The sequence below is a fragment of the Neobacillus endophyticus genome (assembly GCF_013248975.1).
Classification (GTDB): Bacteria; Bacillota; Bacilli; order Bacillales; family Cytobacillaceae; genus Neobacillus; species Neobacillus endophyticus.
This window is the reverse complement of sequence record NZ_JABRWH010000001.1, coordinates 2770295-2791682: the sequence shown is the minus strand read 5'-3', so window position 1 is coordinate 2791682 and position 21388 is coordinate 2770295. Positions and strand designations below refer to the sequence as shown.

The following is a 21388-nucleotide window of genomic DNA, read 5'->3' as shown; positions in this document are numbered from 1 at the left end:
AATATGTAGAAAGTAAAATATTGTAATGTAGAAAAGCCACCCTCTGGATGGCTTTTTGTAAGTATTTATGGTTTTCTTTTGTATGTCCAAACACGGTCATCATTTGATGTTTCTGGAAATGGATCGCCAGCTTTTAGCTTAATTTTTTTGGGATTGATGACATTATCTCCTGTATCGCCAACTTCAATATACACGCCATTATTGGGTGCTTTTTTCCCTGATTTAAATTGGTGGTTTTGGCCCATTTTTTATCCCTCCTTATCATTACAATATTTATTATTTCCTTTTCAAAGAGAGCCATTAATGGAATTTTTGTCATTTTTTCATATTTCGTCATTATTTCCTAAGAAATAGGCAACCTTTTTTGACGATTATATGAACTTATTCTTCAATTATTGCTTAAAAATCTTGTTTAACAATATAATTATAGTAAAATCCAGCAAATTTGAGTTTATCTCCAAAAGGTGGTAAAAATCTATGCAGTCCATTACAGAAATGCCGGTTTTATTAGCACAGCTTCTCGAGACAGTTCACCACACAAAAAAAATGGAAAAGGGAACCTTTTTGTTTCAAGAAGGAACTCCAGCCAATGAAATGTATATTATTCAAAGTGGAATACTGCAAGTTAGTAAAATCATTCCAGACGGCCGAGAGCTGACATTACGGATGTGTGCAGCAGGAGATTTTATAGGTGAATTAACCTTATTTTCCCCTAAACCGAAATATACATTAAGTGGACGAGTGGCAGAAACAGGTCAAGTAGGAGTCATCATGAGAAATGTTCTGGAAGAGAAGCTGTCTCAAAATCTCGCCTTATCCCTTGAATTCATGAAGTGGATGAGCCAGCAGCATCGAAAAACACAGGCAAAATTTCGCGACCTTGTTTTACATGGAAAAAAAGGGGCGTTGTATTCCACCTTAATCCGGATCCATAATAGTTATGGTTTAAAAACCAATGATGGTGTGATCATTGATTTACCTTTAACAAACCAGGAATTAGCCAATTTCTGCGGCACTTCAAGAGAAGTAGTCAATCGACTGTTAAGTGAGCTTCGAAAGGAAGGAATAATTTCCATTAATAAGGGAACGATTACCATTCATGATTTGGGCTTTTTAAAACAGGAAATCGAGTGCGAGGAATGCCCGGTAGAAATCTGTAAAGTGGACTAAATTATAAAGAAAACTCACCGACTGGCGAGCCCGTTAGAGCGAACACAGAGGCGTATTTGCACTTATGCCTCAAAAAACCATGGCCGCTATTGCGGCCATTTTTTATAGGTCTTTCAGCCATTCAACACAATTATGTTCAAAAGTATGATCATCTACAGAAAAAACAGGGATTTCTACATGTGTCAGATATGTTTTCAGTCCATCCCAATAAAGGATCCCTCTGACATTGGTCAAGTGATCCAATAACGATAAATCTTCCTTTTCTTTTAATATGAGCAGCTTCGGATAATCTGCCTGCTTATGCCCTTCAATCAAAATAACATCCGGATTTAAAGTACTAATTAGTTTTATTTGTTCCTCCAAAGAAAAGCTATTGGAATTCGCTTGCAAAATTAAACTCCCCGCACCCTCAACAATTGAAGCAGCTGCACCTGCTGATAAATGTCTTGTTGAATCCTTTTGCTCTACTGCGCTTGGTTTGCCTCCATGTCCATGGTGCTTGATGGTAACAGTTTTAAAGCCAGCCCCATTTAATACATGAATAAGCTTTACGATCATTGTGGTCTTTCCGCTATTTTGATAACCAACAACCTGAAGGATAGTGGGTCTTACCAAGGCCATTCACTGCCTGCCTGATCCTCGAGCAACAGGACATTCACTTCTGAACCTGTTCTAAACTCTCTCGTTCCTCCAGGCAGTATGGTGAGTGAATTCGCTCCTGCAAGGCTCATGATAATATTCGACTTGTCAACACCACTCGGCTTTGTTTTTAATCTTCCATCCTCGATATACACATGACTCCTTACAAATCTTGTAAACGGATTTGCTTTTAGAAAATCGGACTCCAGTATCGCTTTTTCCTTACGCAAATGGGTTTTTTCAGCAAAAAGCATGGTGCGGATAATTGGTCTCACAAAAAGTTCAAATCCTACAAAACAGGCAGAAGGATTGCCTGAAAGGCCAAACAGGAGCTTACCATTATACGCTGCCACTGTTGTAACACTTCCTGGACGCATTGCAACTTTATTAAATAACACCTCTGCACCTAATTGCCGGTAGATTTCAGGAAGATAATCAAAATCGCCAACCGATACACCTCCAGTGGTCAATAAGATATCTACTTCCTTTATCGCCTTGCTGACCGCTTGAAAGCATGTATCGTATTCATCAGGCAGTTTTCCAAAGTAGCGAACAGTTCCGCCTGCTCTTTCTATTTGGGCAGAAATCATATGGGAGTTGCTATTGCGAATTTTCCCCGGAACCAAAGGTTCTTCCACTTCGAGCAATTCCGTTCCTGTTGCAAACAGTCCAATGGTTGGCTTTTTAGCTGTGGGAACATCCCTATAACCAAATGCAGCTAATATGGCTTGTATCCCTGGATTAATGCATGTACCCTTTTTAACTAAAACATCTCCTTCTTTTGCATCTTCTCCCCTAAAAGAAACATTCTCTCCTTTTTTAAATCCTCGCTTAAGAGACATATATGGCTTACCGTTTTGTTCATAGGTTTGTGTTACCTCAAACATCGCAACAGCATCTGCTCCATCAGGCAGCATGGCACCCGTCATTATTCTGACGGCTTGGTACTGGTTTATTTTCTTGCCCGAAACCATCCCTGCACCGATATGGTCAATAACTTCAAATTCAACGGGATTTGACTGAGAAGCATTTTGTGTATCTATTGAACGGATCGCAAAACCATCATATGGTGCACGATCAAAATGAGGCACATCACAAGTAGCAATTATATCTTCTGATATAAAGCGTCCATAACTTTCCTCAATATGTACATATTCTGTTACACCAGGCAATTTACATTCCATTATTCTTTTTACCGCTTCATCAACGGGAATGGGTTGTCTTCTTTCAAACAATTGTATCGACTCCTATCCATTTCAGCATACAAAATGATTGCTCCATTATTATAAACCTACAAAAATATTCCTGGGATGGCAAATATCACAAAGCTGTAAGAAAATTAATATGGAATGTGTGATGCAGGTCACCAGGTTTTATCACAAAATAGCCTATCCTTATGTTAGAAAAACACATTTTATTTTAGGAGGACTACATGATGTCATTCTCATATACTGCAAAAACGTTGGTTAAAGACATTGTAAATGAATTGCCAAAAACAAGCGATATTTTTAAAAAGAATCGAATTGATTTTTGTTGTGGCGGTAATATTCCATTAGCTGAAGCTGCTGCCAAAAACGGACTGAACGTTGATATATTACTGGAAGAGCTTCATACTGTTTACATGAAATATCAGAATGCAGAAAGAAATGTAGAAGTATGGACAGATTCAGATTCTCATACCATCATTGATCATGTCATCAGAAATTATCATCGTGTGTCTGAGGAGGAATTGACTATGCTCAGCCCTTATGTAACAAAAGTATCACGTGTTCATGGTGACCATCATCCTGAGCTGCTAAAAGTTCATGAGCTATTCTATGAATTAAAAAAAGAATTAATGGAACATATGAATAAAGAAGAAGAAATTGTGTTTCCAATCATTCGTAAGCTCGTGGATGGCACAATTGAAAATCGTGAAGAAGCAATAGACATGATAATTGAACTTGAAAAAGAACATGACTATGCGGGCGAAATTCTCCGCCAGCTCCGTGAAATTACTTCTGACTATGAACTTCCTTTTGATGCCTGCGGTACTTACCGATTAGTTTATAAACGTTTAGAAGAACTTGAAGGATTGACTTTTATGCATGTTCATTTAGAAAATAATATACTCTTTCCAAGATATTTAGCATAGATAAGCGAAAGCGCCCGTTATGGGCGCTTTTTACTTTTCCTATCCACCAATGTATGACATTTCAATTTTTTTACGCTTTCTGTTTGTTTCCGCTGTTCTTTCATCGGAATAACGATCATCTCTTCCATTCCATATGGCAGTGATTCGTTCCTCTATTTGTTCATCTGTTGCCCCATTACGCATAAAATTCCGGACATCGTGACCATTCCCATTAAACAAGCACGTATATATCTGTCCATTTGCTGAAAGCCGTGCCCTTGTACAGCTGGAACAGAATGATTCGGAAACAGAGGTTATAAACCCGACATTAACTTCTGTGTCTTTATAACGATAAAGCTTTGCTACTTCCCCAAAATAAGCTGGTCCTACAGGCTCAAGCTCAAAATGGTCTTTTAAGATATCATAAATTTGCTTTTTCGTGACCACATCATCCATCTTCCAGCCATTTGTAGAACCTACATCCATATATTCAATGTAGCGAAGCTCTAAGCCATGTGTTTTACAATATTCAGCCATGGGAATAATTTCGCTATGATTAAGGCCTTTTTTTACGACCATGTTAATTTTTATTCCCAATCCAGCTTGTTTTGCCGCATGAATCCCCTCTAAAACCGGACCAGTTCCTATACCACGGCCGTTGATTTCACCAAATAACTCATCATCAAGAGTATCTAAACTAATATTTACACGTTTCAGACCAGCTTCTTTTAGTTTATCTGCCAATTTTGGAAGCAGGACACCATTGGTTGTTAAAGCTAGGTCAAGCAAGCCTTCAATATTTGAAAGTCTTGAAATCAGAATCGGCAAATCCCTTCTTAAGAGCGGTTCTCCGCCAGTTAAACGGATTTTCTCTACACCCAATCTTACAAAAATCTTTGCGAGACGGTCAATTTCCTCATAAGTAAGCAATGCAGAGCGAGGGAGAAATTGGAAATCAGGACCAAATTGCTCGGCAGGCATACAATATTGACAACGAAAATTGCATCGATCGATGACGGATATGCGCAAATCATGCAACGGTCTGTTTAATTTATCTTTAATAATGGTTTTTCCCATTTTAATCAACTCCAAGAATATTAAAAGCACGCCTTAAGTGTATCAGAAAAACAACAAACGACCTGTTAAATAATTCACTATTTTTATTTCATTTCTACTATCCATATAGTAACAAATATTTATTTATCTATAAACAAGATTTGGAAAGTAGGTTCATTCCAATTTTTTTATTTAACAATATCTTGCCCCGTTAAAAATATTTCGAAATTCGAAATGAGTTTTCACTATATTGTCATTGTTTTCTTATTTTTAATGACTTTTCCTAGGGTAAAATAGGTATAACAGATATCAGACATTTGTGAAATGGATACGATAGTTTTAAAACCTAGAGGTGAATCTAATGATGACAACGATCAAGCCTACACATTCAATTGAGATAAAAGAATTACTTAAATTTGCTGATCGGACCTTCAAAAGTGAAAAAGGAAGATTTTTATTTCAAGAAGGAATGGTAGCTGAGGAATTATATGTGATCATTTCAGGCAAAATTCAAATTAGTAAAATTACTTCGGACGGACGGGAGCTTTCCTTAAGAATTTGCGGGGCTAATGATATTTGCGGAGAATTGACCCTTTTTACAGATAATCCAAAATATTTATTAAGCGCAATGGTTCTTGAGGAAGGAGAAATTGCTGCCATTAAAAAGGAAGTCCTTGAGAGTGAAATTTTCCAAAATAGCAAGCTTGCATTTGAATTTATGAAATGGATGAGCGATCATTTTCGTAAAACTCAAACAAAATTTCGTGACCTTGTTTTAAATGGAAAACGTGGCGCCCTTTTCTCCACACTCATTCGGATGTCAAACAGCTTCGGGGTTCAAAAAGGTGATGAAATTCTCATAGACCTTCCTTTAACTAATCAAGAACTAGCTAACTTCTGCGGAACATCTAGAGAAAGCACCAACAGGATTCTTAGCGAGCTCAAGAAAGATCATATTATTTCCGTCAAAAGAGGAAAAATATCTATATTAGACTTACAATATTTAAAAGACGAAATAGGCTGCGAAAATTGTTCAGCCATTTATTGCAGTATCGAATAGGTTAGAATGGATCCTTTTCTAAGGATCCATTCTTTTTCTACTCTCTGCTAAACGGTCACTTTGCTTGTTTCTCTCTTAAGGATTTTGGCACATATACACAGAATGGTTCACTTTCCAAATAGTCGCCAGTCATGGCATATGCCCTTGATCTTGATCCTCCGCAAACATGACGGAATTCACAAACACCGCATTTTCCTTTAAACTCATCAGGATTTCGCAATGATTTAAAAATTGGAGATTCCCGATAAATTTCTGCCAGTGGGGATTCTCTGACATTTCCGGCTTTGACAGGCAAGAGACCGCTTGGATAAACGTCACCAATATGTGAAATAAACACAAAACCGTTCCCGTCATTAACACCCTTTGGTGCCCTGCCAAGACCATCAATGGATCCTGTCAGCCCTTTTTCAGTTAATGCTGCCAAATAGTTGATTTCATCTGTCTTCTCTTTAGCTTCACGCATTTTTTGCTGGATCACAATCCTGCGATAATGCATGGCTTCTGTCGTTTTAATGTCAAAAGGAACACGCTTACTAAGGTCGTATAACCACCTTAGCACCTTTTCATGTTCAACCGGGGATATCATATCCGATACTTGTCCCCTTCCAGTTGGAACCAGAAAAAAAACACTCCATAGGACACACTTCAATTCCTCCACTAATTTGGCCATTTCATCAAGATGTTCAACATTATAACGTGAAATCACTGTATTTATTTGAATTGGAATTTCAAGTTCGTGCAAATATTTAATTCTTTCCATTGTTAAAGCAAACGATCCATCCGTTCCACGAAAATGATCATGAATCTCAGCTGTCGGTCCATCAAGACTAAAGGCCCAACGGGAAAGACCGACCTCCTTAGCCCTCTTAATTGCTTCCTTTGTCACATTAGGGGTTGCACTTGGTGTCATTGATACACGGACACCTTTTTCCACAGCGTATTTGGCAATATCGAAGACATCTGGCCGCATTAACGGATCGCCGCCTGTAAAAACAAGCAATGGATTATTCATATCATATATTTGATCAATTAAGCTTTTTCCTTCTTCAAATGTTAATTCTCTTGGGTCCCTTGTGTATTGGGCATCTGCACGGCAATGCAGACATTTTAATTGGCATGCGCGAGTAAGTTCCCATATCACAATAAATGGATCTTTATTAAAATCCCGGGTAAAATCCACTTTGGAAACGCCTCCTAAATGGCTATTTCAATCTAAATAGCTTTGATAGTTGTATTATAAATGTGTTTAAGTGTGAAAAAAGTGAGTTACCTCACTATTACCCGATTATTTATTTGTCCGTTTTGTGAAAAAAACAGCAGATGGAACTTTGCTGTTTTTAGGATATGGTGATTACTTCGTATGTTTTCCCGATGATTTCATCGCTCCTGCCAAGCTGGTAGGGAGCTCACTAAAATCATTTTATTTTTCAATTGAAACGCCTTAACGAATCCCCAGTGCAATTTTTGCATAACGAGACATCATATCTTTGTTCCAAGGCGGATTCCAAACTATATTGACATCCACATCTTTCGCTTCAGGAATATCACTAAGAGCCCTTTTCACTTGGTCAACAATCGTGCCGGCCAACGGACAGCCCATTGCCGTTAGTGTCATAGTTACTGTCAATTTTCCCTCCTCATCAAGCTCCAAATCATAGACTAAGCCTAAGTTCACAATATCAATTCCCAATTCAGGGTCAATGACAAGCTCCAAAGCGCCCATAATATTTTCTTTTAATTCTTCATTCATGAACGATCACTCCTATATTTTTTTATTTAAAGCTCTATCCTATCTTCCAACCTAAAGATGGTTTTCAAACCAGTCGATTGTTGCTTGCAGGCCTTCTCTGCTTACTTTGTGGTCTGCATGCTCATCAGCAATGAATTTTATTCTTTCAGGTTGGTTAAAATATTGATTCTCCAGTGATTCATAAAATTCAAAAGTAAATGAAAATGGAACAATTGGGTCTTTTTTCCCATGCCAAAACAGCAGCGGTCTAGAATTAAGTTTTTCAGGCTGTTGACTTAAATCATATGTGCGTAAGATGGACAATTGCTTTTCAATATCAGACTCATTAAATGGAAGTTTCATTCCTTGGCTCTTTAATTGCTCCAGCTGCCATAAGGATAATTGCTCATATGTAGGGCTTCCCATCAAACTGACGGCTGCTTTAATCCATGGATATTGTGTCAAAGCCCCTAGTGTGGCGATCCCTCCCATGGAAGTGCCGGCAATCCCAATCCTTTCTTCATCTGCCAAAGCCGATTCAACAAAATAATCTTTTAGAAGGCTCACTTCCTTAATTGTCATTAATACAATTTCCCAAAAGTGGGCAAATAACTCTTTTTCAGATAAACCTTGAGCTCTCTCCCCATGGTATAATGCCTCGGGTAATAGAACGCGAAAACCTTTTTCCGCTAACAGGTAGGCATAATGAAGATTGTTTTCCTTTCCGCTGGTAAAGCCATGAATAAAAATGATTAATGGAAGCTTATCTTTGTAATCTTCTTGTTTTACAATATGTAACAGCGGGATATTTTCAATCTGTTTATTTTCCACGATGACCACAAACGAATACCTCCTGATGCATAAACTTAGTATATAGCTTTTAATATCGATTTAGTGTGAATTTTTTTACAGCTATGATATAAAATTGTTAACATAGTTACTATATTGGTAATCATTCTGCAGGGGGAAAAATTTCACAATTGTAGTGTATCACGAAGATTCATTTTTTCCTAAAGCAATGCTTTTTCTGTTGAAAATTAAATCATTAGAAAGGATCCTATTATGACTGAAAAACATTTAATTGCACTGGATTTGGATGGAACCTTATTAAAAGATGATAAAACGATTTCTCCTAAAACGAAAGAAGTGCTAAATAAAGCAAAAGAGGCAGGTCATGTCGTCATGATTGCGACAGGGAGACCTTTTCGTTCCAGTGAAATGTACTACCACGAGTTGGAGCTAAATACACCAATTGTAAATTTTAATGGCGCATTTATGCACCACCCACTCAGTCAATCATGGGGATTTTATCATGAACCGCTTGATATCAAGGTTGCAAAAGATATTGTTGATGCCTGCAGAAGTTTCCAGTTTCACAATATAATTGCAGAGGTAATGGACGATGTTTACTTCCATTATCATGATGAAAAACTTCTAGATATATTTGGCTTTGGAAATCCAAAAATTACAACAGGTGATTTGGCTAATTTCCTGAAGGATTCCCCTACGAGCCTGCTGATTCATACCGAAGAGGATCAATTGAAAAAAATTCGCAGCCATCTTTCAGAAATTCATGCCGAAATGATTGAGCAGCGCAGCTGGGCTGCTCCATGGCATGTCATTGAAATTATTAAATCTGGTTTAAATAAAGCCGTCGGATTGAAAAAGGCCGCGGATTATTATGGGATTCCTACCGATCGGGTTATCGCCTTTGGAGATGAGGATAACGACTTGGAAATGATTGAATATGCAGGCTATGGAGTTGCAATGGGTAATGCGATTGAAGAATTAAAGAATATAGCCAATGACGTCACACTAACAAATGAAGAAAACGGAGTTGCCTTATATTTAGAAGATTTATTAAACATTTAATACAACGATTTCACCAATGTTTCCCTCTATGAATGCTCTAAAACAGGGCATACTATTCTTGAAGCAGCGAGAGCTGTTTCAAATGAAGCTTTTTAGCATATTGGAGGGATTCGAATGGGTAAATCAAACAAATCGAAACGCTTCGTCCAACAAGGTAGGGATTCAGTTAACAAGCATTCGGAACGAATTCCTTATCACATGACCTATGCTGAAGCGGAAGCTCAGAAAATGGCCAATGTGCATGAATCCTCACTTGGAGGAATATAACAATGGGAAACCAATTGTTTCAAGAAGCAAGAAGGTTTGTTGAAATGGCGAAAAACGCCGATGCTGCCGACCGCGAATCTACTATAGTAAAAGCAAAAAATGCACTTAGTTCTGCTTATGCCAACTCGACGATGGCAGAACAAAGACAACTCCAACAAATGCAACAAGAGCTTGATCAAATTACCTAACATGAAAGGGGAAGTCCTATAAATGGTACTTCCCCTTTCTCCTATTAATTAAATCGTTGCAGTACTACGGGGTATATCTGTTTAATTTTCCCATCTTGGCCCCGTTCATAAAGGTTGAGGATTACCGTTCCATTTTTCGGAAGCTTTTCTTTAAGTATTTGTATATTTAACCTAAATTTTTTCCAACTGTTTCCTTTCCCGTTCGTCCTTACTTCTGATTCATTTATCAAATCAACATGTCCATCCTCAACAGAATATAAGAACTTTCCTGTTTTCATTCTTGACTCACCTGTTACAACATAATTTCCATTAGTGCCTGACACCTTAATATCATGGAAAAGTGGTGCCTCCTTTGCCATGGCATTAGTGAAAAATGGAAAGATTAACAGGATTAAGCATAGTAAAATTCGCATAATGATCTTCCTTTCCTTTATTCCCGCCGGAAAAATCCGTAAACTGCGGTGGTTTCAATAATATTTGTAAAGGCGTTTGGATCAATTTCTTTGATAATTATTTCGAGATCAAAAAGTTCATAGCGTGTGATCACAATCATCATCATCTCTCTTGCTTCGTTTGAAAAGGCTCCCTTGGCCGGAATCATCGTAATTCCACGTGACAATTTTGCATGTATGGCTTCTTTTAGCTCATTTGCTTTTTTCGTAATGATCATGGCTGTCAGTTTAAGATGTCTCGTATGAATTGCATCAATTACTCTTGTGGAGGCATATAGAAAGACAAGTGTATATAGCGCTTTTTGCCAGTCATATATTAAGCCAGTCGTAACAATGATGATTCCATTTAAAACGAACATATACGGACCAATGGGTTTATCTTTCATTTTTGAAAGCACCATCGCAATAATATCAAGGCCCCCGGTTGAGGCGCCCCATTTCAAGGTAATTCCTACTCCGACAGCTACAATGACACCTCCAAATACTGCATTAAGTAAAATATCATTGGAAACTTGTTTCACTGGAACAAGATCCAAAAAAAACGAAGATAGGATGACACTAAGAAAACTGTAAATCGTGAAAGTTTTCCCCACCTTTTTCCACCCTAAAATAGCTACGGGAATATTTAATATTAATAATAATAGACCCATTGATACATGAATGGATGTATAATCGCCAAGTACCTTTGAGAGTAGTTGAGCAATTCCGGTAAACCCGCTTGAATAAACATTGGCTGGAACTAAAAATAGATTCACACCAATTGCTACTAAAAAAGCCCCGATAATCACAATCATAACCTTTTTTACTTCGAGCCAAACCAATGAAAAGTCCTCCTTTTTATTAATTGTATTTTCAAGCGTAAACAGCTAAACTGTTACTTAAAGAATTGCTATGAAAGAGGTGATCTTCATGCCGGTAAGAATACTTGCTGACAGCGCATGCGATTTACCAAAAGATTTCTTTGAACAAAACCATGTCACATTGTTCCCATTAAAAGTCCAACTAAATAAAGAAGAGTACGAAGATGTTAGGACGATTGATCCCAAATCAGTCTATGACGCGATCCGCAATGGAATTTTACCGAAAACCTCACAGCCTTCCCCGCACCTTTTCGAACAAGTCTTTTCTCAAATGGCGGAAAATAATGAAGACGGAATCTATATTGCATTTTCTTCAGAACTTTCTGGTACTTATTCGTCCGCTGTTATGATTCTTAACCAAGTGAAGGAAAAATATCCAAATTTTAATTTAACAATTGTCGATACCAAATGTGCTTCTCTTGGATTCGGGCTGGTGGTAATGGAGGCGGCGAAACTTGCTGCGAATTATGCCTCAAAAGAAGAAATATTGAAAGACGTGTATTTTCGAAGCGAACACATGGAGCACCTGTTCACTGTTGAGGATTTAGATTATTTGGCAAAAGGCGGCCGTTTATCTAAAGCTTCCGCATTTCTAGGAGGATTATTAAATATAAAACCAATTTTAAATATGGAAGCCGGTAAGCTTGTTCCCCTAGAAAAATTGCGCGGCAAGAAAAAAGTTATGCTGCGTTTAATTGAACTCATGAAGGAACGTGGGGAACATCTTGAAGACCAAGTGGTTGGAATCAGTCATTCTGATAATGAGCAAACAGCGTTAGACGTGCAAGCGATGATTGAAGAAGCCTTCCATCCGAAGGAAGTAAAGATTACATCCATTGGTTCTGCAATTGGAGCTCATACAGGTCCTGGCACTATTGCCATATTCTTTTTAAATAGAATGAAATAGGAGTGAGGTGCATGCACCCCACTCCTTTTATTTGTGGTCTGTTTTTTTGGAGTATTGATTTTTTCCAGCTTGGCGGTTTTTTTCGCGCATCATGTTCTTCTCGTGTCTTAATGCGTTATTGTCTTGTGCTTTTTTATCGTTATCAGTTGTATGCGGCATCTTGATTACCCCTTTCAAATGCTTTCCGCCTTATTGTTTGTCAACTTGGAAAGGAGTATGTATGTGACTTGCTATTCTTTCTTCGAATAGGTCCAGCCGCCTTCTTGATAAATCTTGCCTTCCTTTATTAGCTTTCCTAATCCCCTCTTAAAGGCTGCTTTACTCAAACCAAACCGCTCCGAAATATCTTCCGGCATGCTCTTATCACTGTATGGCATCGCACCATTTCTGCTCATTAAATATTCATATATTCTGTCGGCATCAAGATCTTGCGATTCCTGCTTCCGTGCCAGCAATGACACGTTGATGGTTCCGTCCTCTTTTACATCGATAATCCGCCCCTCAACCTTTTCACCCAAACGCGGTTCTTGTTTACGCTGGGACTCGTGAATAAAACCTTTAAAGCCTTCAATGGAATAAATCCAGCTTCCTACTTTAGCTGTGCGGTAAATGTGCCCCTGGACATTTTTGTTAAAATCTTTTCTAGTTGCAGAAACAGAAATGGACTGAATGACTTGATCGTTTGCCAGTTTCGCATATAAAAGATAATTGCGGGCTACTCTCAACGTGATATACAGTAAATCTCCCTGGTTGGGCCACACATTCCTGTGCACTGGAAGATCATCTGCACCTAATAATATATCCTTTTGCAGGCCAATATTTAAAAACACGCCGAGATCAGGATTCACATCAGCTACCTTTACCCAGGCATAACGTCCGACTGCCACATCAGGTATGACCGTAGAGGCTGCTGGCCTTCCTTCAGAATCGACATAAAGAAACACTTCTACTTCATCGTTTTCATTTAATTCTCGATCGGTTTCATTATGGTGAAGAAGAACATCTTCCGTCCCATCTGTTAGAAAATAGCCGAATGCTGCTTGGCGGGCAACAGTTAATGTAATTGTTTGACCAATAAAATCTTTTAAAGACATGGTTAATCCTCTTTTCTTTATGGAGCATTTACGCATTTGTTTCAACTGATACATTTTACTATAATGAATGCCCCTGCTCAACATACACGAGATTTATTAAAGAGAAATCATTGATATAGAAAAGTATTCAAAGCTTTCAAACTATACTTAGAAGGAGCTTATTTCTAAATCGAAGAATTTGCTAATTAAAATAAAAATCCATCATTAGAGGCTAAGGATGGATTCAAACATCAAACAAAATTATTCCTAGTTTCTTTATCAATTATTATTAGTTGATTGTTTATTTTTCATTAGGGATTGTGATTTGTTATTTTGAGATATGATAATACCAGAATAAATGGTTGTTAGAACAATGCTAATAATGGTAAAGAACAATAGTACAACGAATTTATTTTCGGACATAATATACACCCTCCTAAATATATATGAATAGTTTGTATCAAGATTTTGCTTTTATGCTTTTTGAACATTAGAAAAGGTGTCACAATCATTTAATATGTGGTCTACTATTTTACACAGGGCTTTAAAATCTTAATTAATTCTGTGGTTTGCAAAGAGGTTATCTTTTACTATAATGTAGGCATAAAGGGAAACTTTAGCAGAAATATTCTGGAGGTTGTTGTTATGTCTAAAGATAGCTCATTTGATATTGTCTCCAATGTAGACTTTTCGGAAGTAACAAATGCGATTACACAGACGATGAAAGAAATCAGCACACGCTATGATTTTAAAGGAAGTAAAAGTGAAGTATCACTAGATAAAGAAGAAATTGTCTTGGTGTCAGATGATGAATACAAAATGGACCAGTTGAAAGATGTTTTATTCAGTAAACTCATTAAACGTGCAGTACCAGTTAAAAATCTGGATTATGGGAAAATTGAAAAGGCATCTGGCGGCACCGTCCGCCAGCGGGCAAAACTAGTTCAGGGTATTGATAAAGAAAATGCTAAAAAAATTAACACCATCATTAAAAATAGCGGAGTAAAGGTTAAAAGCCAAGTTCAAGACGACCAAGTGCGTGTCAGCGGAAAAAGCCGTGATGATTTACAGCGGATCATTGCTTTGGTAAAAGAGGCTGATCTTTCAATCGATGTTCAGTTTATTAATTATCGGTAACACATAGGCGAAAAGATTAGATTCTTTTCGCCTTTTTATTACGAATCGAATCATAATTTCCTCCATTTTTCTAACAATAAAAAGTGTATTAATAATGGAGGTAAAAAAATGAGCAATAATCAAAAGAAAAGGACATTTCCGCCGCAGCATCAAAATCATCAGCCCGGTTTTGAAAGTGAGATGAATCCGAAACCTGTCTCTATCAATAAAAGTTATAAAGCGGCCGGAAAATTAACTGAAAAAAAAGCAATTATTACCGGAGGCGATAGCGGAATTGGGAAAGCTGCAGCCATTTTATTTGCAAAAGAAGGGGCAGATGTAGCAATCGTCTACCTAGACGAACATCAAGATGCTGAAGAAACAAAACAGCTGATTGAAAAGGAAGGTAGAAAATGCCTCCTATTTTCAGGTGATATCGGGGACGAAGATTTCTGTAAAGATGTCGTACATAAAACTATTGATGAGTTCGGCAAGCTGGATATTCTTGTCAATAATGCCGCTGAGCAGCATCCGCAAAACAGCCTGCTGAATATTACTTCAGCTCAACTTGAAAAAACGTTTCGCACGAACATCTTTTCCTATTTTTATATGACCAAAATGGCTCTTCCCTACTTAAAAAGTGGAGCAGCCATTATTAATACTGCATCGATAACTGCCTATGAGGGCAATGAAACATTATTGGATTATTCTGCGACAAAAGGAGCAATTGTCACCTTTACACGCTCATTAGCAAAATCATTGGCGCCACTTGGCATTCGAGTGAACGGTGTGGCTCCCGGCCCGATTTGGACGCCGCTTATTCCTTCGACGTTTAGTGCTGACCAAGTAGCGACTTTTGGATCGGACACCACGATGGGACGGGCAGGAGAACCGTATGAACTTGCTCCAAGTTATGTATTCCTTGCTTCAGAAGATTCCTCCTATATTAGCGGGCAAATGATTCATGTGAACGGTGGTAAAATTGTAAATGGCTAAAGTATGCCTGATAGGAATGTTTTGCTTTCCTATCGGCTAAAAATCAAGCAGCAGGAAAGGAAATCCCATCCTGCTGCTCCTTTTTTGGCTAATTGACGATATTTATATTATATTCCTTAAACCATGTGTGAAGCTGTACAAGGTATGCTAATAGCTGCGGCCCTGTCATTAATTGGCCAAACCATGGCTCCTTAAAAGAAGCTCCTCCAGTTTCCACCATCGCTTCAAGCATTTCCTTTTGAAAAAATTCATGCAATGCTGAAGATCGATCCTTTACTATGTCCCGCAGCCACTTTTGAATTAACACCGTATACTCTGGATTGTGCGTTTTTGGATAAGGGCTTTTTTTCCGATATAAAACATCCTCCGGCAATATGCCTTCGAAAGCCTTTCTTAAAATTCCTTTTTCTCTTCCGCGATACATCTTCATATCCCAAGGAATATTCCATACATATTCCACAAGGCGATGATCCGCAAATGGAACCCTTACTTCTAGGCTTGCACCCATACTCATCCGATCTTTCCGATCCAAAAGCGTTGTCATAAACCAGATCATATTGAGATAGAATAATTCTCTTCGCTTTGATTCTTCCAGGCTTTCTCCATCGAATCTCGGTGTTTCTGCAATGGTCTGTTGATATTGATCCAAAGTGTATTCTTTCAATTTTAATCTTTCATGCCAATGAGACCTTAGTAAGTTCTGCCTCTCATTTACCGAGCGCATCCATGGAAACCCTTCTCTTTCTAGGTCCTGTTGACGGCGGAACCACGGGTACCCGCCAAAGATTTCATCTGCACATTCCCCTGAAAGACTGACAACAAAATCCTTTTTAATTTCCTTGCAAAACCAAAGTAAGGAGGAGTCGACATCTGCCATCCCAGGCAAATCTCTCACATGAACAGATTCGATTAAATCTTGTGCCAGCTGCTGTTGAGAAATGGTCTTGTTATGATGATTCGTTCCAAATCGCTCTTTCACCATTTGAATATATTTACCGTCTGCATCCGGCTGAAATTCATTTGAGGTGAAGTACTGTTGATTTCCCTCATAATCAATTGAATACGTATGAAGCTGTCCTTTTCCCTGTTCTTCAAAGCCTTGCGCAGCAATGGCTGTAATAATACTTGAATCCAGCCCGCCCGATAAAAATGTACATAACGGCACATCTGATACAAGTTGCCTTTTCACGGCATCACTGACAAGAAAACGGACATGCTCAGCTGTTTCTTCTGCATTTTCCTTATGTGCTTCACTTTTTACATTCCAGTAGCGCCAAACCTTCAGACCGTTCTTCGAGAATGTGAGTGCATGGCCTGGTCTCAGCTCTTTGATTCCTTTAAAAACACCAGATCCTGGAGCTCTTGATGGGCCCAAACCAAAGACCTGCGCAAGGCCTTCATGGTCAATTTCAGTTTTCACTCCAGGATGAGCAAGGATCGCCTTGATTTCAGACGAAAACAAAATTCCTTGCAAATGTTCTTTATAGAATAACGGCTTCACGCCTAATCGATCCCGCCCAATAAACAGTTGATCACGTTTTTGATCCCAAATCGCAAAAGCGAAAATGCCATTTAAATGATTCACGCATTCTTCCGCCCATTCTATATAGGCATTTAACAGGACTTCAGTGTCAGAATGACCTTTAAAAGAATATCCTTTAGTAAGGAGAATTTTGCGAATATCTTCCGTATTATATAATTCTCCATTGTAGCAAATCGTATAAAGATGATTTGCTTTTTCCCTGGACATTGGCTGTCTTCCGCCTGCCGGATCCACCACGATCAGCCTTTTATGCCCGAATCCGGCATTTGTATCCGTCCAGATGTTTGTTTCATCAGGACCTCTCTTTGCCAGTGTCTTTGCCATTTTTGTTATGACAGCCGTTTCTTTACTCATATCTTTTTGAAAATCAATCCAGCCTGATATACCACACATGAATTCCAGCTCCTTTCGTAAAAAGCTTCGAAGATACACATCTTACATGTTGATTATTGTATTCAGCCCAAATTAATTGGTTAATTGTCCTAATATGAGAAAATTGCTTAGCAACTTTCTACATAATTTTTTAAACATACTCGAGTTTAAAATGATGAGAAGATGTCAAAAAAGAAAAATGAATGCATCTGGCACGGAGGTTTACTATGAATCGACAACAACGAATCCATCTCTATGATATTCAAAAAAGAGCATATACAGAAGGTACGGTTGAACAAATAAATGACCAATGGATATTTTTCGATGAAGAAACAGAAGAAGCGGCCATGTTAGAGGAATACCTGCAGCAAGAAATTGAAATTTTCCGGCTGAATCGTTGGAAAAAAGGCAGGCTGCAAGAACCCGGCAAAATTCAAATCGGAAATGAAGTAACCATGCTTCGCGACCATGATTTAGTCAGAATTCGAAAACATTTGGTCTATTCGCTCGAAAGGCTTTTGGAAGGGATTAATGATGATGCGTTTGTACAATTCATTACCACCCTCAACTCCCTGAATTTTTCGATTTATGATTGTATTTACTGTTACAATCATCTATCCTTTCTTTCTGATGAACATCGGAAGGACGGAGTGAACTTCATTGTTTTTGATAATCAAGAACAAATTTGCAATGTCCAGCATCACTTTTGTTACTATGAAAAGGTTAATGACCGGTTTGAATTCACCCTTAATACCGGAAAACGTCTTGTTATTGAAAAACTAATTTCCTAATCATATATGAAAAAGCTGCCCATGGCAGCTTTTCTCATTATGACAATGAAAATTGTTCATTTTCATTAATATTGAATTTTGTTTGTTAATGTGCCAATTTTTTCAATCGTAATCTCGACCTGATCACCTGGCTGCAGGAATTTTGGCGGTTTAAATCCTTTACCAACACCAGCAGGTGTACCTGTTGCAATAATATCTCCTGGTTCCAGGGTCATTCCTGCTGATAGCACAGAAATGATTTCTTCTACAGGAAAAATAAATTTCTCTGTATTGGAGCTTTGCCTAACCTCCCCATTTACCTTTGTTTCAATATTTAAGCGATTGGGATTTATGATCTCGCTTTTATCAATAATCCACGGCCCCATTGGACAAGTGGTATCAAGGCTTTTGCCAATGAAAAATTGCTTATGCCTCGCTTGGAGGTCCCGAGCAGTGACATCATTAATGATTGTATATCCGAATACATAATCAAGTGCTTCTTCACGTTTTATTTCCTTGCCCTTTTTCCCAATCACTACAGCAAGTTCTCCTTCATAATCAAGCTGGCTTGTGACTAGATGATGATTTAAAATCGTCTCATTTGGACCTATAACTGTTGTTGGAGCTTTTGTAAACACCATAATATGTTCAGGAATATCTTCAGGACTTCCCATCTCAATCGCATGCTCCGCGTAATTTTTGCCTACACAAAAAATGTTTTTGGAAGGTTTTGGGATGGGGGCAAGCCATTTTACTTCTTCAATTGGTATGTATAAAGAATCCATATTGCCGCTCGTCTGAACCCAGTCCACTAAATCATTTACTTGTTCAATAAATGGATCTCCTAAGGCTATGCATTCCACGAGAGAAGAAGGATAAATTTCCTTTTCTGACCTTGCTTTTTCAGCATCGTTTATAAAAAGAATTTTTTTCCCTTCAGTATCAAGGATCCCTACCCGTGCCTTCTGATTGTGTTCTGCTGTTACAAATCTCATTCCCATCACCTCATATCATTCGTTATGTTTTTAGCATAATGGAAACAGAACAAACTCTCAAATTTCTTATCTGCAACATCACACGATATTTTATTTGGGCAGATGAATCACATTATAGCTGCCCAGACATATGATGCTAAAGAGAATGAAGCAAAGGGTGTTGCACATGCCAGCAATTGTTGGAGTTGCCCAGGTTATTACACTTGGGAACAGTTCTGTATTTCACATTGGGGATGTTTATAAAATTATGCCCTTTGCGGCTGCAAAAACCTTCTCAGGGGCAGGTTCCTTTAATACAGGAGAACGATTAGATGTCCAAAACCAATACAGCTCAACAAATACGTATGATCCTGACACTATTGACCAATCAAACACCTTTAATATGTAATGAATGGGGGGTATAAATGAATTTTTATATCCAGCAGTCAATTCATATCAATTTTATTAAAATTGGCGGTATAACTAATTCCTCTGTTCTGCAAATCGGGAGTGCCGGAATCATTAAGCCTGCGGCCTATTTATATAATACCGGAGGATATACCAAACCGGCTCCGGCCGCAATTAAACCGGGCTCAGTGACAGCTGGTCAACCTTCACCCGAACTGCTTGCTCCTGCTGTTCCATTACAAGCACCGGTAAGATGAATGTAATAAATGTTTTAATCTCTTTATAAAAAGTAGGACTAATTCATTTGATTCATGAATATAATTTACCTACACATCTGTGTGAGGTGATTCCCGATGTACCAGGATATTTACCAATACTTGCAATGGGTGCAACAGTATACTCAAGCACTAGAAAGAAGAATCGCATCGCTTGAGCAGGCACTTCAAATAATGAGGGCAGAAATCAAGCAACTAGATGAAAAAAAATCCATTCATGTCGATCGAATTGAATACAAGTTTGACCAATTGAAGGTTGAAACGCTTGAAGGTACTTTAACCATTGGTTTAAATCCGAATGACTTATCAGGGATCGAGGATTTTTCCGTTCAAAACCAAGCTTTAAATACACCAATGCCTCCGAAAGCACAAATGGAAAGGTCTATGAAAATTGAGGAGGCCATTTATCAATATCTTGAATCAGATTTACCACAGATTATTGAGGAAACCCAAAAACGGTTAGGAATCCCTCCAAATGAATCCTATTTATCCTTCATTAAGGAAGACATTGTAAAACAGCTGCCTAATCGAATCGATGAACATTTGAAAGCTGCTGCAAGCGATCGTTCAGCGGACAGTTCTACCGTTGATGAACAAATTATTGCGCTTCTGAAGCAGGAAATTCAAAACGGTGTATTGACATTTTTGAGTAACTTGCCTGAGAACTTGAAGGGAATGAAATTCTAATGAACTTTGAAGTATATAACAGGGAACTATGTGTAGGAAACATCAAAATTACTGGTGTCTCCAGCTCATCCATTGTCATGATTGGTGATACTGAAACGATTCAATTGGCCTCTGCCTTCGATACCCCTGCAGAATCATTAATTATTGGACCATTTGTGCCGCTGGCGCCGGATGTGACCCCTGGTTATGCTGGAACGACTAGCTAATGTTGACTTCATACACGTTAAGACTTTTTCTTACTCCTCTATTTTTCAAATCGGTGATTCACGCATAATAAATGGTTTTTCCCGGGCACTTGCGGTGCAGAGGGAAGCAGAAGTTTTTTATGGCAACGAAGGGAACTTACCATCTTTTGATGTCATCATCAAACCAATTACACTTCCTACCATCACAGAAAATCTCACATTAACTTTTCACAATCTTCCATCCGTTATTAAGGTTAAAAATATCAATGTAAAAGGTTTTTCGAACGCCTCCGTCTTACATGTAGGAAATTCAAGAAACATTTCAATGGAGGCAAGGGTAAAACATATACGCCAGCTTTTACCGCATGGGCATGAACACGAGACCCGCTAGAATCATATGTTAATGAATAGCCTAATTGAAAAGGATGTTTGCAATGCCAGCGATTATAGGACCCGTACAAATCGTGAATGTATCTGGGGGAATTGTGCAATTTGGCGATACTATATATATTTCACCAAAGTCAGGTACAAAAACCTTCGGAGGCTCTGGAGGTTTTAACACTGGCGGATTCGTTTTAACCAATAATGGCTTAAGCGGAACGAATGTACTTGACACCAATTTAGTCGATCAGCCAATTGTCGGAAACAACTAAAAAAATGGCATAAACCATCTTGA

29 protein-coding genes are annotated in these 21388 nt (G+C 38.3%); 16 read left to right on the top strand and 13 right to left on the bottom strand.

The genetic code is table 11. The features are described from left to right. Nucleotides 1-65 precede the first annotated feature (65 nt). Nucleotides 66-245 (bottom strand): YjzC family protein, encoded by a 180-nt coding sequence (locus HPT25_RS13660; protein ID WP_173065031.1) that lies wholly within the window; start codon nucleotides 243-245, stop codon nucleotides 66-68. A gap of 232 nt (nucleotides 246-477) precedes the next feature. Here HPT25_RS13660 and HPT25_RS13655 point away from each other — a divergent pair, with 232 nt between their 5' ends. After that, nucleotides 478-1170: a Crp/Fnr family transcriptional regulator gene (locus HPT25_RS13655; RefSeq protein WP_173065028.1), complete on the top strand. Its 693-nt coding sequence runs from the start codon at nucleotides 478-480 to the stop codon at nucleotides 1168-1170. 102 nt (nucleotides 1171-1272) lie between these two features. Here the strand turns inward: HPT25_RS13655 and mobB are convergent, their stop codons facing one another. Together mobB and HPT25_RS13645 are read right to left on the bottom strand one after the other, a co-directional pair. Then, on the bottom strand, nucleotides 1273-1791 hold the full coding sequence (gene mobB, locus HPT25_RS13650) for a molybdopterin-guanine dinucleotide biosynthesis protein B (protein WP_173065025.1): 519 nt from the start codon (nucleotides 1789-1791) through the stop codon (nucleotides 1273-1275). Next, complete coding sequence (locus HPT25_RS13645) at nucleotides 1779-3044, bottom strand: molybdopterin molybdotransferase MoeA (RefSeq protein ID WP_173065023.1); 1266 nt, start codon at nucleotides 3042-3044, stop codon at nucleotides 1779-1781. Before HPT25_RS13645 ends, mobB begins: the two co-directional genes overlap by 13 nt. A 200-nt stretch (nucleotides 3045-3244) precedes the next feature. On the opposite strand from HPT25_RS13645, the gene ric reads away from it, so the two are divergent. Next, nucleotides 3245-3943 (top strand): iron-sulfur cluster repair di-iron protein, encoded by a 699-nt coding sequence (gene ric / locus HPT25_RS13640; protein ID WP_173071119.1) that lies wholly within the window; start codon nucleotides 3245-3247, stop codon nucleotides 3941-3943. Nucleotides 3944-3982: 39 nt separating this feature from the next. Here the strand turns inward: ric and moaA are convergent, their stop codons facing one another. Next, complete coding sequence (moaA, locus tag HPT25_RS13635; RefSeq protein WP_173065021.1) at nucleotides 3983-4999, bottom strand: GTP 3',8-cyclase MoaA; 1017 nt, start codon at nucleotides 4997-4999, stop codon at nucleotides 3983-3985. 340 nt (nucleotides 5000-5339) lie between these two features. Here moaA and HPT25_RS13630 point away from each other — a divergent pair, with 340 nt between their 5' ends. Then, nucleotides 5340-6038 (top strand): Crp/Fnr family transcriptional regulator, encoded by a 699-nt coding sequence (locus HPT25_RS13630; RefSeq protein WP_173065019.1) that lies wholly within the window; start codon nucleotides 5340-5342, stop codon nucleotides 6036-6038. A 55-nt stretch (nucleotides 6039-6093) separates the two neighbouring features. Here HPT25_RS13630 and HPT25_RS13625 read toward each other — a convergent pair whose 3' ends face one another. The 3 genes from HPT25_RS13625 to yjfP form a co-directional block, all read right to left on the bottom strand. Then, nucleotides 6094-7218, bottom strand: a complete 1125-nt coding sequence (locus tag HPT25_RS13625; RefSeq protein ID WP_173065017.1) for a TIGR04053 family radical SAM/SPASM domain-containing protein — start codon at nucleotides 7216-7218, stop codon at nucleotides 6094-6096. Between the two features lie 261 nt (nucleotides 7219-7479). Then, nucleotides 7480-7788 (bottom strand): metal-sulfur cluster assembly factor, encoded by a 309-nt coding sequence (locus HPT25_RS13620; RefSeq protein WP_173065015.1) that lies wholly within the window; start codon nucleotides 7786-7788, stop codon nucleotides 7480-7482. 51 nt (nucleotides 7789-7839) lie between these two features. Then, the gene (gene yjfP, locus HPT25_RS13615) at nucleotides 7840-8607 is read right to left on the bottom strand and encodes an esterase (RefSeq protein WP_173065013.1); all 768 of its coding nucleotides are present in this window, start codon (nucleotides 8605-8607) and stop codon (nucleotides 7840-7842) included. A gap of 222 nt (nucleotides 8608-8829) precedes the next feature. Here yjfP and HPT25_RS13610 point away from each other — a divergent pair, with 222 nt between their 5' ends. The 3 genes from HPT25_RS13610 to HPT25_RS13600 all read left to right on the top strand — a co-directional run bounded on the left by HPT25_RS13610 (nucleotide 8830) and on the right by HPT25_RS13600 (nucleotide 10094). Further along, complete coding sequence (locus HPT25_RS13610; protein ID WP_173065010.1) at nucleotides 8830-9639, top strand: Cof-type HAD-IIB family hydrolase; 810 nt, start codon at nucleotides 8830-8832, stop codon at nucleotides 9637-9639. A 114-nt stretch (nucleotides 9640-9753) separates the two neighbouring features. Continuing rightward, a complete protein-coding gene (locus HPT25_RS13605) occupies nucleotides 9754-9906 on the top strand; it encodes a hypothetical protein (RefSeq protein WP_173065008.1) in 153 nt (50 codons plus the stop codon). 2 nt (nucleotides 9907-9908) lie between these two features. Then, a complete protein-coding gene (locus tag HPT25_RS13600) occupies nucleotides 9909-10094 on the top strand; it encodes a DUF3813 domain-containing protein (protein WP_173065006.1) in 186 nt (61 codons plus the stop codon). A gap of 44 nt (nucleotides 10095-10138) precedes the next feature. Here HPT25_RS13600 and HPT25_RS13595 read toward each other — a convergent pair whose 3' ends face one another. Together HPT25_RS13595 and HPT25_RS13590 are read right to left on the bottom strand one after the other, a co-directional pair. Next, nucleotides 10139-10507, bottom strand: coding sequence for an intracellular proteinase inhibitor (locus HPT25_RS13595; RefSeq protein WP_173065004.1), 369 nt, complete (start codon nucleotides 10505-10507; stop codon nucleotides 10139-10141). A 17-nt stretch (nucleotides 10508-10524) separates the two neighbouring features. Then, entirely contained in the window at nucleotides 10525-11367 is an 843-nt protein-coding gene (locus HPT25_RS13590) for a YitT family protein (RefSeq protein WP_173065002.1), read from the bottom strand. An 88-nt stretch (nucleotides 11368-11455) separates the two neighbouring features. On the opposite strand from HPT25_RS13590, the gene HPT25_RS13585 reads away from it, so the two are divergent. Continuing rightward, the gene (locus HPT25_RS13585; RefSeq protein WP_173065000.1) at nucleotides 11456-12313 is read left to right on the top strand and encodes a fatty acid kinase binding subunit FakB; all 858 of its coding nucleotides are present in this window, start codon (nucleotides 11456-11458) and stop codon (nucleotides 12311-12313) included. Nucleotides 12314-12340: 27 nt separating this feature from the next. Here the strand turns inward: HPT25_RS13585 and HPT25_RS13580 are convergent, their stop codons facing one another. Both HPT25_RS13580 and HPT25_RS13575 read right to left on the bottom strand, forming a co-directional pair. Beyond that, nucleotides 12341-12472, bottom strand: a complete 132-nt coding sequence (locus HPT25_RS13580) for a DUF3941 domain-containing protein (protein ID WP_083402464.1) — start codon at nucleotides 12470-12472, stop codon at nucleotides 12341-12343. A gap of 71 nt (nucleotides 12473-12543) precedes the next feature. Then, complete coding sequence (locus HPT25_RS13575; RefSeq protein ID WP_173064998.1) at nucleotides 12544-13407, bottom strand: CvfB family protein; 864 nt, start codon at nucleotides 13405-13407, stop codon at nucleotides 12544-12546. 624 nt (nucleotides 13408-14031) lie between these two features. Here HPT25_RS13575 and HPT25_RS13570 point away from each other — a divergent pair. Continuing rightward, nucleotides 14032-14523 carry a YajQ family cyclic di-GMP-binding protein gene (locus HPT25_RS13570; protein WP_173064996.1) on the top strand — a complete coding sequence of 164 codons (492 nt, stop codon included), beginning with the start codon at nucleotides 14032-14034 and terminating at the stop codon, nucleotides 14521-14523. Nucleotides 14524-14631: 108 nt separating this feature from the next. Beyond that, the gene (locus tag HPT25_RS13565) at nucleotides 14632-15498 is read left to right on the top strand and encodes an SDR family oxidoreductase (RefSeq protein WP_173064994.1); all 867 of its coding nucleotides are present in this window, start codon (nucleotides 14632-14634) and stop codon (nucleotides 15496-15498) included. Nucleotides 15499-15586: 88 nt separating this feature from the next. Here the strand turns inward: HPT25_RS13565 and asnB are convergent, their stop codons facing one another. Then, nucleotides 15587-17434, bottom strand: a complete 1848-nt coding sequence (gene asnB / locus HPT25_RS13560) for an asparagine synthase (glutamine-hydrolyzing) (RefSeq protein ID WP_173064991.1) — start codon at nucleotides 17432-17434, stop codon at nucleotides 15587-15589. Nucleotides 17435-17640: 206 nt separating this feature from the next. Between asnB and HPT25_RS13555 the strand changes: the two genes are divergently transcribed. After that, entirely contained in the window at nucleotides 17641-18204 is a 564-nt protein-coding gene (locus tag HPT25_RS13555) for a DUF2777 domain-containing protein (RefSeq protein WP_173064988.1), read from the top strand. A gap of 65 nt (nucleotides 18205-18269) precedes the next feature. On the opposite strand, the gene HPT25_RS13550 is transcribed toward HPT25_RS13555, so the two are convergent. Beyond that, nucleotides 18270-19178 carry a fumarylacetoacetate hydrolase family protein gene (locus HPT25_RS13550; RefSeq protein ID WP_173064985.1) on the bottom strand — a complete coding sequence of 303 codons (909 nt, stop codon included), beginning with the start codon at nucleotides 19176-19178 and terminating at the stop codon, nucleotides 18270-18272. Between the two features lie 166 nt (nucleotides 19179-19344). Here HPT25_RS13550 and HPT25_RS13545 point away from each other — a divergent pair, with 166 nt between their 5' ends. From HPT25_RS13545 to HPT25_RS13520, 6 genes are all read left to right on the top strand, one after another. Next, nucleotides 19345-19566, top strand: coding sequence for a spore germination protein (locus HPT25_RS13545; RefSeq protein ID WP_173064982.1), 222 nt, complete (start codon nucleotides 19345-19347; stop codon nucleotides 19564-19566). Nucleotides 19567-19582: 16 nt separating this feature from the next. Then, on the top strand, nucleotides 19583-19822 hold the full coding sequence (locus HPT25_RS13540) for a spore germination protein GerPB (RefSeq protein WP_173064979.1): 240 nt from the start codon (nucleotides 19583-19585) through the stop codon (nucleotides 19820-19822). 96 nt (nucleotides 19823-19918) lie between these two features. Then, nucleotides 19919-20527 (top strand): spore germination protein GerPC, encoded by a 609-nt coding sequence (gene gerPC / locus HPT25_RS13535; RefSeq protein ID WP_173064976.1) that lies wholly within the window; start codon nucleotides 19919-19921, stop codon nucleotides 20525-20527. Continuing rightward, on the top strand, nucleotides 20527-20733 hold the full coding sequence (locus tag HPT25_RS13530) for a spore germination protein GerPD (RefSeq protein ID WP_173064973.1): 207 nt from the start codon (nucleotides 20527-20529) through the stop codon (nucleotides 20731-20733). Before gerPC ends, HPT25_RS13530 begins: the two co-directional genes overlap by 1 nt. Continuing rightward, nucleotides 20714-21103 carry a spore germination protein GerPE gene (locus HPT25_RS13525; protein WP_173064971.1) on the top strand — a complete coding sequence of 130 codons (390 nt, stop codon included), beginning with the start codon at nucleotides 20714-20716 and terminating at the stop codon, nucleotides 21101-21103. Before HPT25_RS13530 ends, HPT25_RS13525 begins: the two co-directional genes overlap by 20 nt. A 43-nt stretch (nucleotides 21104-21146) precedes the next feature. Beyond that, nucleotides 21147-21365 carry a spore germination protein gene (locus tag HPT25_RS13520; protein WP_173064968.1) on the top strand — a complete coding sequence of 73 codons (219 nt, stop codon included), beginning with the start codon at nucleotides 21147-21149 and terminating at the stop codon, nucleotides 21363-21365. The last annotated feature ends 23 nt before the right edge of the window (nucleotides 21366-21388 follow it).